The 12,819-nt window shown below is 69.3% G+C and carries 10 protein-coding genes; 6 read left to right on the forward strand and 4 right to left on the reverse strand.

Annotated elements, in window-relative coordinates:
• Window positions 1-704: 704 nt before the first annotated feature.
• A complete protein-coding gene (locus ABZ851_RS15225) occupies window positions 705-875 on the forward strand; it encodes a hypothetical protein (RefSeq protein ID WP_176956616.1) in 171 nt (56 codons plus the stop codon).
• 71 nt (window positions 876-946) lie between these two features.
• Here ABZ851_RS15225 and ABZ851_RS15230 read toward each other — a convergent pair whose 3' ends face one another.
• The 3 genes from ABZ851_RS15230 to ABZ851_RS15240 form a co-directional block, all read right to left on the reverse strand.
• The gene (locus ABZ851_RS15230; RefSeq protein ID WP_361127343.1) at window positions 947-1,288 is read right to left on the reverse strand and encodes an MmcQ/YjbR family DNA-binding protein; all 342 of its coding nucleotides are present in this window, start codon (window positions 1,286-1,288) and stop codon (window positions 947-949) included.
• 83 nt (window positions 1,289-1,371) lie between these two features.
• A complete protein-coding gene (locus ABZ851_RS15235; RefSeq protein ID WP_361126727.1) occupies window positions 1,372-1,866 on the reverse strand; it encodes a potassium channel family protein in 495 nt (164 codons plus the stop codon).
• A gap of 146 nt (window positions 1,867-2,012) precedes the next feature.
• A complete protein-coding gene (locus tag ABZ851_RS15240; protein WP_361126730.1) occupies window positions 2,013-2,981 on the reverse strand; it encodes a trypsin-like serine protease in 969 nt (322 codons plus the stop codon).
• Window positions 2,982-3,231: 250 nt separating this feature from the next.
• On the opposite strand from ABZ851_RS15240, the gene ABZ851_RS15245 reads away from it, so the two are divergent.
• The 5 genes from ABZ851_RS15245 (at window position 3,232) to ABZ851_RS15265 (ending at window position 11,009) form a co-directional block, all read left to right on the forward strand.
• Window positions 3,232-5,067 (forward strand): glycoside hydrolase family 15 protein, encoded by a 1,836-nt coding sequence (locus ABZ851_RS15245; RefSeq protein WP_361126733.1) that lies wholly within the window; start codon window positions 3,232-3,234, stop codon window positions 5,065-5,067.
• A 268-nt stretch (window positions 5,068-5,335) separates the two neighbouring features.
• Window positions 5,336-7,147 carry a coagulation factor 5/8 type domain-containing protein gene (locus tag ABZ851_RS15250; protein ID WP_361126736.1) on the forward strand — a complete coding sequence of 604 codons (1,812 nt, stop codon included), beginning with the start codon at window positions 5,336-5,338 and terminating at the stop codon, window positions 7,145-7,147.
• A 215-nt stretch (window positions 7,148-7,362) separates the two neighbouring features.
• Entirely contained in the window at window positions 7,363-8,775 is a 1,413-nt protein-coding gene (locus tag ABZ851_RS15255) for a cytosine permease (RefSeq protein ID WP_361126739.1), read from the forward strand.
• 375 nt (window positions 8,776-9,150) lie between these two features.
• Entirely contained in the window at window positions 9,151-10,170 is a 1,020-nt protein-coding gene (locus ABZ851_RS15260; protein WP_361126742.1) for a CPBP family glutamic-type intramembrane protease, read from the forward strand.
• A gap of 401 nt (window positions 10,171-10,571) precedes the next feature.
• A complete protein-coding gene (locus ABZ851_RS15265) occupies window positions 10,572-11,009 on the forward strand; it encodes an ATP-binding protein (RefSeq protein ID WP_336048359.1) in 438 nt (145 codons plus the stop codon).
• A 386-nt stretch (window positions 11,010-11,395) separates the two neighbouring features.
• Here the strand turns inward: ABZ851_RS15265 and fabV are convergent, their stop codons facing one another.
• Entirely contained in the window at window positions 11,396-12,604 is a 1,209-nt protein-coding gene (gene fabV / locus ABZ851_RS15270) for an enoyl-[acyl-carrier-protein] reductase FabV (protein WP_361126747.1), read from the reverse strand.
• Between the last annotated feature and the right edge of the window lie 215 nt (window positions 12,605-12,819).

The raw sequence follows: 12,819 nt of genomic DNA on the forward strand, positions 1-12,819 counted from the left end.
CGGGAGCAGTACCGTGCGGGCCGGCCGCCCCCACTCGTGCGACTGCCGTCCCTCGCGCCGCCGCCTGCCGTCACGCCGCTGCCCGCGGCCGTTCCACCCGCAGCCTTTCCATCCCTCGCAGTCGTGCCGCCGCCCGCACCCCGGGAAGGCGTCGGGAGCGGCGCACCACATGCTTCACATCCCCGCGACGTCGTCACGCCAGGCATCCTGCCCAACATCCCTCAGCCGCACCAGCGTTGCCCTGGCAAACCGTCCCCGGGTCACGGCGTTGCCGCCCCGGGCCGTGCCCGTTCTCGTGCAGCGGCTTGCTCACGAGATCTCCTCCCACTGCCGAGCCGATGGGGCGCGGAGCCGATGTGTGCCGGGAACGAGGATGGCCGAGCTGCGGCTGACGGCGCTCGCCAGGGACGGAACAAGTGAGACGAGGCACACCGGCGGGCCGGGCGGGCTGCCGTCCTTGACGAGAGGCGCCCTCTCACCTGGTGTTGGAGGGGGGCGAACGGCGGTCTCGGGCTCTGGGATGATCTTTGCGTGGTCGCCGCGGTCATGACACGATGTCCAGCGCCCGCGCGGGGGAGCGGCGGACGAGTGGGGAAAACCTCCCTTTGTGCACCGACTATGCAATTGTGGTGCTCCCTACTTCCCAGAGCGGCGAGAAACCATCAAGCCGCAGTCACCGAATCACAAGGGAACGGGACACCGACATGAGCACCTCGACGCACACCTCCACGCACACCTCCGGCCCTACCCCCATCTACGAAGAGCTCGTCGAGGAGCACGGAGACATCCTCGCCGAAGCGCGCGAGGCGGCCGAGCGCTCCCAGCAGACGGCGTCCCAGGCACTGGACTGGAGTGACTTGCGCCGCCGCCCGTGAGCGGCGGCCTCGCTGACGGTCGGCGTCCGGTGAGAGCGGCAAGGCAGGCCCGCCCGGCAGGGCGCGCCGGCTCAGTCCGTTCGGGGAAAAGCATCCACGAGCCGTGTCGGAGCTGCTTGCTTCCAGGAGTCCACGAGGATGTCCCGCAGCTCGTCGCTGTCCTCCAGCGCGGCCAGCCGTACCCTCACCCAGGCGGAGCCGGCTTCGTGCGGCGGTACCCAGAACTTCGCCGGCTCTGCGGCAATCAACTCTTTCCGCTCGTGCTTCGGGCATCGCACGGCGAACGAGGTCTCATCGTCGGGAATCGTGAGGAACATCTTTCCGGCGACCCGGAAGGTGGGCATCTCCCAGGCCACCTTCTCCACCGTCTCGGGCAGGGAAAGGGCGATACGGCGGACATCGGCGGAATCCATCACGGTCACCAGCTTAGACACGTAACCGCCCGCTGAGACACGGAGAAGCCGGGAGTGGGGTCAAGGACCGCAACGCTCCTCGGTCAAGAGGGGGAGTGGGAACCCTTGTCCCGGATCAGGTTCTCCACGTGGTCGAAGCGCGTGTGCAGCGTATGCAGTTCCGAGCGGAGCGCTTCCGCGTCCTCGCGTGCGTAATTCCCCACCGCCTTGCCCACGCGGATCACGTCCTGCTCCGCGCGCCCGACGAACCAGGTGGCGAGGGCTGCCGTGATGACCCCGAACGCGGTGATGGCGCTGAGCATCAAGAACGACGCAATGATGCGGCCCCACAGCGTGACCGGATAGAAATCCCCGTAACCCACGGTGGTCGCCGTCTCGATCGCCCACCACAAAGCCCTCGGGTATGACGTGATATTGGCGTGCGGCGCACCGGATTCGGCGACCACGACCAGAGCGGCACCGCCGAGAAGTACCGCGGTCATCACCAGCGTGACCCAGAACGCCGCCTGTGCATGAAGCCGGCGCCACGCTTCATTGCCGAAGAGGCGGTTCAGCACGGACAAGAGAAACGACGGCACCAACGGGCGTCACCTTCCGCTGCGGGTCCGGTGGGAAAGCAGCCGTCAGCCATCGCTGACCTCACGCGGGCATTAACCCTCACCCAAGGCTGACAACAGGGCTGACATTAACAGGGGGCGGCGGAAATGCCCGGAGATGTCCACGGTCACTTCGACGGCGGATCCTGGCGCGGTCCGGCAGGAGTATCGCCGCGCACCGCGTGCGCATAGAGCGCCAGGGTGTCGACCGTGAAGTAGGAGCTGTAGGAGACGTCCGGGAAGTCGCCGCCGGTGTGGTATCCGCCGATGACGCCGATCAGGGCGTAGCCGGTGAAGTCCCGTACCAGGAACGGCCCGCCGGAGGTGCCGCCGATATAGCCCGCGCAGGCGATCTCCAGGAAGTCCCCGGGGGCGGCCGGGTCGGTGCTGGTGTAGCGATGTGTGGAGGAGGTGCAGTCCAGGGGCTTGGGATGGCTGCTGTCGCGGTTCCCGGGGTAGCCGATGAGCCGTACCTTCCGGTGGTCGTACCCCGGGTACGGGAGCAGGTCGAAGCCGCCCGTCACGTCCTCCACCTCCTGCCCGTCGCTCCGCGCCCCCAGCCGCACGACCGCGTAGTCCCAGCGGGCCCCCGCGTCGGTACCGAGGTCGTAATACCGCTGGTCGAGGTAGATGCGGTCGACGGGGTAGATCCCGTGCGGGGTGAGTCCGTCGTGGTACTGCGGTACGAACGAAAGGTGCCGTTTCGGGTCAGGGGAGCGCAGACAGTGTCCGGCGCTGACCACGAGGTTGCGACGCGGGCTGCGCACGACCGTGCCGCCGCAGAACCGGCCGGTGTTGCTGCCGTCCGTCCAGAAGAAGGTCCCCACCTGGGGGAGGCCGTCGAACGGGTGGCTCGGGGGAGCGGGGTCCGTTGCCGGGCGCGGCGCCCTTGAACTCCTGGTGACGACGACGGGCTTCGCGGCCCGCATCCGCTGCGCGGTCCAGTAGGTGCCGGCCGACGAGGCGGGGTGAGCGGGGCCGTCCGGCGCGCCCGCCGCGTGGGCGAGGGGCCCGGGGGCGAGGGCGAGCGACACTCCGAGGAGCAGGGTGGGGAGCAGGAGGGCGAGACGGCCGTGTGCAGCGGTCGGTCTGCTCATGATCCGGGTCCTTCCCAGGGCATGGCGTACGGAAGGGGACAGGCACGAGGCGAGCGTGCCATCGTCCTACGGCCAGGGGGCGCAGCGCGAGAGGCCGGGCCGGAATTCCTCGACTCGCTCCGTGAGCGTGGATCACGCACAGTGACAAGGGGGGGGCGGGTCCCGGGCGCCCACGGCTCGCTCGCCGCCCGCGACGGCACGGAGGTAACCTGAATCCACTGCTCCCGCAGCCCCCGTCCGGGGAGGTCGGATGACCGACGCTGTGAGCCTCCGCCCCAGCAAGGCGGACGCACTCCGCTACACCCCCATTGCCGAGCACGGTCTGATCGGGGACATGCGTACGGCCGCACTCGTCGGCACCAATGGCACCATCGACTGGTATTGCTGCACGCGCTTCGACGCCCCCAGCGTCTTCGCGGCGATCCTCGACGCCGACCGGGGCGGGGCCTTCGAACTGGGCCCGGACGTTCCCGCCCGGACGAAGCAGTTCTACTTCCCCGACACCAACATCCTGATCACGCGGTTCTTCGCGGACCACGGCGTCGGCGAGGTCCAGGACTTCATGCCGATCGTCGACGACTCCCACGAGGCGGACCGCCACCGGCTGATCCGGCGGGTGCTCTGTGTGCGCGGGGCCCTGCCGTTCACCGCCCGGGTGGCGCCCCGCTTCGACTACGGACGCAAGACGCACACCGTGAGCATGCGGCAGGGCCAGACCGTGTTCGACTCCCCGGATCTCTCGCTGGCGCTGACATCCAGCGTTCCGGTCGAGATCGACGGCCCGGACGCCACGTCCTCGTTCCTGCTGGGCGAGGGGGAGTCCGCCGTCTTCGCGCTCGACCGGATCGGCGGCGGGGTGGAGCCGCGGGCCTGCCCGCTGACGGAGGCGGAGGACCTGTTCGGTGCCACGGTGCGGTATTGGCGCACCTGGCTGTCGCGCTCCCGCTACCGAGGGCGCTGGCGGGAGATGGTGCACCGCTCCGCGCTCACCCTCAAGCTCCTCACGTACGCCCCGACCGGCGCCATCGTGGCCGCCCCCACCACCAGCCTGCCCGAACAGATCGGCGGCGAGCGCAACTGGGACTACCGCTACGCATGGGTGAGGGACGCCGCGTTCTGCATCTACGCACTGCTGAGACTGGGCTTCACCGACGAGGCCAAGGCCTTTGTGCACTTCCTGTCCGAGAACGTCGCCCTCAACGACGGGACCGCCGGTCCGCTGCAGATCATGTACGGCATCGACGGCCGCAGCGAGCTTCCCGAGGAAGAACTCCTGCACTGGGAAGGGCACCTGGGCTCCTCGCCCGTCCGGATCGGCAACGAGGCCGTCCACCAGCTCCAGCTGGACATCTACGGTGCCCTCATCGACTCGCTCTACCTCTATGACAAATGGGGGGAGCCGCTGCACAGCGGGCACTGGGCCACCGTCGGCACCCTGGTCAACTGGGTATGTGAGCACTGGGACCAGCCGGACGAAGGCATTTGGGAGACGCGCAGCAAGTCCCAGCGCTTTCTGTACTCACAGCTGATGTGCTGGGTGGCCATCGAGCGCGCGATACGCATCGCCACCCACCGGGGTCTGCCGGCGGATATGCCGCGCTGGGCGCATGCCCGCGATGCGATCTACCAGCGGATCATGGAGTCCGGCTGGTCCAGCGGGCGCAAGGCGTTCGTCCAGCACGAGGGCGACGAAGTGCTCGACGCTTCCGTCCTGATGATGCCGCTCGCCAAGTTCATCTCTCCCACCGACCCGAAGTGGCTCTCCACTCTGGATGCGCTGGGCGAGGAGCTGGTGTCCGACTCCCTGGTCTACCGCTATGACCCCCGCCGCAGCCCCGACGGGCTGCGCGGCCAGGAGGGCACCTTCTCGATCTGCTCGTTCTGGTACGTCGAGGCGCTGTCCCGCGCCGGCCGGGTGGACGAGGCCCGGCTCGCCTTCGAGAAGATGCTCACCTACGGCAATCACCTCGGGCTGTACGCCGAAGAGATCGGCCACACCGGCGAACAGATCGGCAACTTCCCGCAGGCCTTCACCCATCTCGGCCTCATCAGCGCGGCATTCAACCTTGACCGGGCGCTGGGCTGACGCACCGCAGAGCCGTACGCACACCCCGCCGCGCCGCACTCCGTCGACATTTGCTGAACACGAGAGGGAGGCGCATCGGCGCCCCCGAATCGGCCCAGGTTGATACCAACGCGCCTAAACCGGCGGCATTTTGATGATCCATCAGGTCTGCGTCCCTGGATTCCCGACAGAAGTCTTGACGCACCTTTCCCAGCTGATGAACATGCATCGGGCAAGAGAGCGCTCCCATGAACCTCACTCGTTCACTTCCTGAATCAGGAGAGCCGCTATGCCCACACCCCCCACCGACGCACCGGCGTCGCCCGCGCGCACGCCCTCACGCCGCAGAGTCCTGGCCGCGATGGCGGCCGCGCTCCCCGCCGCAAGCCTGCCGGCCCTCCCCTCCCGGGCGTCCGCAGCGCCGGCCGCCGCGGCGCCACCGGCCCCCGCCGGGCTGCCGGGCGGCGGCGACCTCGGCCCCCATGTGCTGGTCTTCGATCCCGCCACCCCCGACATCCAGGGGACACTCGACGAGATCTTCCGGCGGCAGGAGTCGGCGCAGTTCGGCGACGGGAGGTACCAACTCCTCTTCAAACCGGGTACCTACAACGGACTCAACGCCCAGCTCGGCTTCTACACCTCCCTCGCGGGCCTGGGACTGTCGCCCGACGACACCACCTTCAACGGTGATGTGACCGTCGACGCCGGCTGGTTCAACGGCAACGCGACCCAGAACTTCTGGCGCTCGGCGGAAAACCTCGCGCTCCGCCCCGTCAACGGCACCAACCGGTGGGCGGTGGCCCAGGCGGCTCCGTTCCGGCGGATGCACGTCAAGGGCGGGCTGAACCTGGCCCCCGACGGCTACGGCTGGGCCAGCGGCGGCTATATCGCCGACAGCCGTATCGACGGCACGGTGAGCCCGTACTCCCAGCAGCAGTGGTACAGCCGCGACAGTGCCGTGGGCGGCTGGAACAACGCCGTGTGGAACATGGTGTTCTCGGGGGTCGAGGGAGGCCCCGCGCAGAGCTTTCCCGACCCCCCGTACACCACCCTCGACACCACCCCCGTCTCCCGCGAAAAGCCGTTCCTCCACCTCGACGAGGCCGGCTACCGCGTCTTCCTGCCCGAGAAGCGCACCAACGCCCGTGGCACCACCTGGGGAAACGGCACACCACGAGGCCAGTCCCTGCCGCTCGGACAGTTCTACGTGGCCAAGCCCGGTGTCGATGCGGCAACCCTCAACGCCGCACTGGCTCAGGGCCTCAACCTGCTTCTCACGCCCGGGATTTACCACCTCGACCGGCCGGTCGACGTCCAGCGCCCGAACACCGTGGTCCTGGGTCTCGGGTATGCGACCCTCGTTCCGGACAACGGCGTCACGGCCTTGAAGGTCGCCGACGTCGACGGTGTGCGGCTCGCCGGATTCCTGATCGACGCCGGCCCGGTCAACTCCACCACGCTGCTGGAGATCGGCCCCGAGGGCGCCTCCGCAAGCCACGCCGCCAATCCGACCACGGTTCAGGACGTCTTCATCCGCATCGGCGGGGCGGGCGCGGGCAAGGCGACGACCAGCATGGTGATCAACAGCAACCACACCATCGTCGATCACACCTGGGTCTGGCGCGCCGACCACGGCGACGGTGTGGGCTGGGAGACCAACCGGGCCGACTACGGGATCCGGGTCAACGGCGACGACGTCCTGGCGACCGGGCTCTTCGTCGAGCACTTCAACAAGTACGACGTGGAGTGGCGCGGCGAGCGGGGACGCACGGTCTTCTTCCAGAACGAGAAGGCGTACGACGCACCCAACCAGGCGGCGGTGCAGAACGGCAGCACCAAGGGGTACGCCGCGTACAAGATCGCAGACGGGGTGACCACGCACGAAGGGTGGGGCCTGGGCAGCTACTGCTTCTACAACGTGGATCCCACCATCCGCCAGGACCATGGCTTCGAGGCCCCGGAGAAGCCGGGAGTGAAGCTCCACGATCTGCTCGTGGTCTCCCTCGGCGGCAAGGGGCAGTACGAGCACGTGGTCAACGGCGTCGGGGCCCCCACCTCGGGCACGTCGACGGTGCCGTCGACGGTGGTGTCCTTTCCCTGAGCCCTGAGCCCTGAGCCCTGAGCCCTGATCTTCGGGTCGCTCGGGTCCCTCAGGCACCGCAGTGCTGTCAGACCGCCATGATCTCCGAGCGCCCCCTGGGACGGCGCAAGCCTCCGTCCGGCACCGGCCGGCGGCATCGTCCCCAGGGGGCCGTGACGGGCGGGCCGGCTGCCCCGCCTACCGTAGGGCGGCGCATCTGTTGAGCCTGGAGAGTCATGACCATCGAAGAATCCGCCTTCCGAGGGCGGATGCCTGCCCGGACCGGTGACCTGGCGGTCGAGCGGCACGGCATCGAGCCGGTGCCCGAAAACAACCGCTACGGAAAATCCGCCCGCCTTTTCACCGTGTGGTTCGCCCCCAACCTCACCATGACCGGAGTGTTCTCCGGCACCGTGGGCATCTCCCTGGGGCTGGACTTCTGGACGGCCCTCACGGCCATGGTGCTCGGCACGATCGTCGGCGCGGTGCCCGCCGCCTACCTCGGCACCTGGGGCAGCCAGACCGGGACCGGTCAGCTGCCGCTGTCGCGACTGGCCTTCGGTCGTGGTGTGGCGCTGCCCGGCATCATGCAGTGGCTCTCCTCCGTCGCCTGGGATGCGCTGATCGGCCTCTTCGGCGGTGAAGCGCTGGCCCAACTGCTCGGCTGGCCGTTCTGGGTGGGCGCGCTGGTGGTCCTGCTGCTCCAGGGAGTCGTCGGCGTCTTCGGCTACGAGGCGCTGCATCAGCTCCAAACGGTGATGACCTTTGTGCTGGGCGCCGCGTTCCTGGTCCTGAGCGTCAAGCTGCTGTCCGGGGTGCCGCTTCCCGTATCGAGCTCCGCACACGGCGCCGATCGCCTGGGTGCCTTCGTCCTGACCAGCACCGTCGCGCTGAGCCTGGCCATCTCGTGGGCCCCGTACGCGTCGGACTTCAGCCGTTACCTGCCCCGTGCGACCTCCCGGCCCAGGATGTTCTGGTACTCCGTGCTCGGCATGGTGCTCTCGTTCGCCTGGGTGCAGGCGCTGGGGCTCTGGGGAGCCAAGCTGTTCACCGATCAGACCGCCGCCGGGGTGCACGGGCTGCTCGGCGGCGGGGTCCTCGGCGCCTTCGGCCTGCTGGCCATTGCGGCCGCGGCGGTGTGCAGCAACGCCATGAACGACTACAGCGGTTCCCTGGCGCTCCAGACTGCCGGTATACGGATACCCCGGCCGCTCGCCGCGGCGGCAGCGGCCGTACTCGGTTTTCTGCTGGTGCTGTGGATGCACGCCGCGGACACCGCGGTGCGCTTCCAGAACCTGCTGTTGTTCGTGGGCTACTGGATCCCCGGTTTCGTGGGCATTGTGCTCGTCGACGCGCGGCTGCGCGCCAAGGCCCGTCGCGGCGCGCCGATCGATGTGGAGGCCGAGTTCGCCCGCCCCCAGCCGTGGTGGCCCGCGTGCCTCGCTTTTGTCGTGGCGTTCGCCGCGGCCGTGCCCTTCATGGACACGACCCTGTTCGTCGGCCCGGTCGCGGCCGCACTGCATGGCGCCGATCTCGCGTACTACGTCGCCTTCATCGTTTCTGTGGTGGTCTATGCCCCGCTGAGGCTCTTTGTGAGTGAGCGTAAGGCGGGTAAGGCGGGAACGGGTACGGCACCCACCGGGCAGTAGCCGGCCGCGGCTGCCCCCGGCGCTCTCCTCCACGCCGTCATCGGCCCGTCCCGCTGCCCTTCGGGTACGGCCGCTGGGTCGAGGGATGTAGTCCCCGGCGGCGGTAGGTCATGCCGCAGGAGGGTTTGGGGCGCCGTTCGTGTCGGGCCCGCCGGCGGACGGCTTCGTGGTCGGTGCCGCGGGCACACGTAGCTCTCGAAGAGCTTGCGGGGTGCGGCGGTCCGGTGCCCGCCCGGTGTCCGGTGCCGGGGTGACGAACCCCACCACCTGTCCGGTCCGATGCGCAGGGACGAGTCCGGCACACACGCCAGGACGTATCCAGACATATCTGGATGAAGCCGGATGCCCCTCCCGCCGAACGCGAAGGGAGAGCCGATGGCTACAACCCACGGCACGACGCCGGCTCGGGGCTCCGCGGGGCGGGCCTGGGGCAGAGCGCTCCTCGGTGGTGCGGTGATGGCGTGCGCACTGGGAACGGGGAATGCGCTGGGGGAGACGTTCGCCCGGGCGCTCGGCGTGGACGGTTTCGTGCGGCAGCTGCTGCCTGCCGCGCTGGTGAGCGCGCTGGCCGTCCCCACCGTCATGGGGTTGCGGGCCGCCCGGTCGGCGAGGCGCTGTCCGCTGGGGCTCGGGCCCCTTTCCTCGGCGCCGCTCGGCTTCCTCCGCGGCCTGGCCATCACCGTCTCGTGTGCCGCCGCCGTGCTCGGGGCCGGTACCGCGCTCGGGTGGGTCCACTGGTCCGGCCTGGACCCGGCGGCCCTGGCCTCGTTCCTGGTGAGCAATGCCCTGGTGGCCGTGCTGCTGGAGGCGCTGCCCGAGGAGGCGACGTTGCGCGGCTATGCCTGGGCCGCGTTGCGCGACCGGCTCGGCGGCGTGGTCTCCGCCCTGGGGGTGACAGCGGTCTTCCTGCTGGTACCGGCGGCATCCACCGTGGTGCAGGCCGGGGTCTCCCGCTTGGTGGGCGTGGCGCCCGCGCCGGTGGGGCTCACCCCCGAGGGGCAGGATCCGATCGCCTACCTGGTGTTGCTCTCGGTCTTCGGGCTCACGCTGGTGGCTGCACGGACGGCCCCGGGACCCGCGCCGCTGTGGGCGGCGATCGGCACCCATGTGGCCTTCCTGAGCGTCAACCGTGTGGTGTTCGAGGGCGTACAGCGTGGCGCGGGCTGGTCCGCGAGGGTCGCTCCGGCCCATGCCGCGGTGTTGGAACTGGGGTATCTGGCGGCCACGGCGACGGTCTTCGTCGGGGCAAGGCTGGTGGCGTCCCGGATGAGGGCACGGACGCCTCGGCCCGGGCACCCGGCCGCGGCGACCACGCACAGCGTGGGCAACTGGGTCGGCGCCGGCCCGCTGCTCGTCCCGGCCGGACGGGAGCGGCCGCCGTCCGGCGCCGAATGACAACAGAGACCGGCCCTTACCCGTCGGGCGGTGAAGCAAACAGGGGTAAAGTCCGATTGTTTGCGGCGGATGCGGGCACGCGACTGTCCGGAGGATGATGACGGTGGTTCCGCTATCGCCGGTGCCGCTTCTCGCGCTGATCATTTCGGCGCCGGCGGTGTGCGGTAGGCCTCATGGCCATGGCGGTGACCCTCCCGGCCGTCCAGTCGCCGAGGTGGCGTGAGGTGTTCCACACCGCTCCGCTTTTCCTTGTCCGCTCGGTACGGGTGCGGGGCCGGCTTTTCACCGTCAGGGCGAACAAACCATTTCGTCCGACCTCGGAAAATTGTGGTTGGCAGCCGGGGGAGAGGGAACTCTTTCCGGCCTGAAGGCAAGACGACGCGATTGAGGTGAGCTTTATCATGAGCACCGCCGAGGCTCCTCGCACCATGACGGCGTCGCCGGTGCTGGAGCTTCAACTCGACTGCCGGTCCGAGGCCGTCGGACCCGCACGCCACCTCGCTGCCGGCTTCCTGGAGCAAATGGAGCCCGCCACGGAAAAGGAGACCAGGGAGGCGGTGATCCTGGTCGTCTCCGAACTGGTGACCAATGCGGTACGGCACGCGGGCGGTAAGACCTGCACGCTGCGGCTGCGGGCGGGCCCGGAATCGGTGGTGGTCGACGTGGTTGATGCCAGCCCGGTGCTTCCTCGCCCCCGTACCCCGGACGTCACCGGTGAGGGCGGCGGCTTCGGATGGTCAATGGTCTGCCGCATCGCGAGCGCCGTAGAGATCAGGAAAGAGCCCGCCGGTAAAACCGTGACCGCGGTCATTCCCCTTCAGGGGCCCGCCGCACCGTGACCGGCCAGGCCGTGGCCGATGAGCCACGGCCCGTGCGCAAAAGTGGTCCGCTGCCTGAGTTTCCTGACGCGGGAATCGAATGCGCCGCGCAAGCGGCCCGCACTCCCGCTCTGACCGCAGGCAGAGGAAAGTGCCTTGCCGCGGTGGAATTTCCACGCGAAGCGTGCACCCTTTCGTCGTCCACCGGCGAAGTGCCTTTCCTCTCAGCTCATGTGAGTTCTCGTCAGCTCTCGTCAGCTCATGCCGGAAGGCGGGGAGAGACCACAGCAGCAGGCCCACCACACGAATTCCGGCCGGTGGAGTCGGAGGAGTCGGAAGTGACGGTGACTTCGACGGTATCGACCGTATCGGCAGTCTCGGCGCTATCGGTGGTTTCCCGGGACCAGTCAGGAAGCGGCATCCGGCCAGGGAACCTGAACCGTGGTAGGGGCCGTGTAGTCGATGCCCGGTACCGCGAAACCGTAGAGGCGCTGGACCTCGGAGTGGAACCAGTCGAGATCGGCGAGGCGCGCGATAGTCTCGGTGGTGGCCGACTCCCACCTTTCGGTGACGGCGGCCTGGACCGCGCTGTTGAGTTCCCAGCCGTCGAGACGGACCCTGCCGTCCTCATCGGTGTCGAGCGGCCGGACGCCGGTCAGCTGGTCCCAGAGGTCGGCCAGCTGTGCGATCGGCGGCACCATGGCCTCGCCGAGCGCGCCGCGCAGCAGGCCGACGTAGAGGGCGATGCCAGGGATGGCGGTGGAGGACTGGGTGACCGCCGCGCCGTTGACGGAGGTCACCGCGCGGCCGCCGACCAGCTTGTCGAGACGTTCGTCGAGCGCCCTGGCGGTGGCTTCGAGGTGGGATTTGGCTGCGCCGATGGTGCCCTGCCGGTAGATCCCGTCCGTCAGGGGGGAGCCGATGTACGACAGGGCTGCCGTGGTGAACCCGTCGGCGAGCAGACCGCGGTCGGCGAGGTGGTCGACCCACCGTTCCCAGTCCGCGCCGCCCATCACCGCCACGGTCTGCTCGATGTCGTCGGCCTCGGCCGGCGGGGTCTCCACCTCCTTGACCTCCGGAGTCCCGTCACCGTCGAAGACGAGGGTCTTGGTGCGGTACGGCTCGCCGATGGGCTTGAGGACCGAGGCGTAGGTGGCACCGGTCTCCGGGTCGGTGCGCCGGGGCGCGGCAACCGAGTAGATCAGGTGGTCCAGTCGGCCGAATCGCTGTCGGAGGAGATCGGCGACCTGCTCCTTCATCTCGTCGGAGAACGCGTCGCCGTTGAGGAACACCATCTCCTGGCCGTGCCGTCGGGCGAGTTCAGCGGTGGCGGCGGTGCGGTACCAGCCGGCCGTGGCGGTGCGGCGCTCGGTGGGGGCCTTCTCGAAGCAGACGCCGATGCCGCGGATCCCCGTCCGGGCGAGGCCGGCGATCGTCGCGGCCAGCCCGTACCCGGCCGAGGAGCCGACGATGAGCGCCACCGGGGCGTCGTCCGGGACATGGACGGGCGCGGGGGCGGCCTGCCACATCTCCTGTACCAGGCGCTCGCAGCCGGCCGGATGGGAGTCGAGGAAGAGGAATCCGCGGCTGCGCGGGGTGATGACACGTTCGCTCATGACGTACGCCCTTCAGTTCGTCCGGTTCATCCAGTTCCTCGCGGAGGAGAAGCGGCCGCCACCGGAGCACGTGCCGCGTCTGCCAGTCTGCGCCTCCGCGCCTCCCCGTGATCGTTTCGGCGGGCACAGTGTTGGCGGGGTGGTTTTGGAGGGTTTCCCTCGGTGCGTTCGTGACGGGTGCTCGTGGGGCCCGTGACGGACCATGGGAACCTCCG

The sequence above is a fragment of the Streptomyces sp. NPDC047049 genome, assembly GCF_040643995.1.
GTDB lineage: Bacteria > Actinomycetota > Actinomycetes > Streptomycetales > Streptomycetaceae > Streptomyces > Streptomyces mooreae.

Bases quoted from the DNA above. Each gene is read 5' to 3' on its own strand.
- ABZ851_RS15225 (WP_176956616.1), top strand. From the start codon at position 705: ATGAGCACCTCGACGCACACCTCCACGCACACCTCCGGCCCTACCCCC.
- ABZ851_RS15230 (WP_361127343.1), bottom strand. From the start codon at position 1,288: ATGGATTCCGCCGATGTCCGCCGTATCGCCCTTTCCCTGCCCGAGACG.
- ABZ851_RS15240 (WP_361126730.1), bottom strand. From the start codon at position 2,981: ATGAGCAGACCGACCGCTGCACACGGCCGTCTCGCCCTCCTGCTCCCC.
- ABZ851_RS15245 (WP_361126733.1), top strand. From the start codon at position 3,232: ATGACCGACGCTGTGAGCCTCCGCCCCAGCAAGGCGGACGCACTCCGC.
- ABZ851_RS15250 (WP_361126736.1), top strand. From the start codon at position 5,336: ATGCCCACACCCCCCACCGACGCACCGGCGTCGCCCGCGCGCACGCCC.
- ABZ851_RS15255 (WP_361126739.1), top strand. From the start codon at position 7,363: ATGACCATCGAAGAATCCGCCTTCCGAGGGCGGATGCCTGCCCGGACC.
- ABZ851_RS15260 (WP_361126742.1), top strand. From the start codon at position 9,151: ATGGCTACAACCCACGGCACGACGCCGGCTCGGGGCTCCGCGGGGCGG.
- ABZ851_RS15265 (WP_336048359.1), top strand. From the start codon at position 10,572: ATGAGCACCGCCGAGGCTCCTCGCACCATGACGGCGTCGCCGGTGCTG.
- fabV (WP_361126747.1), bottom strand. From the start codon at position 12,604: ATGAGCGAACGTGTCATCACCCCGCGCAGCCGCGGATTCCTCTTCCTC.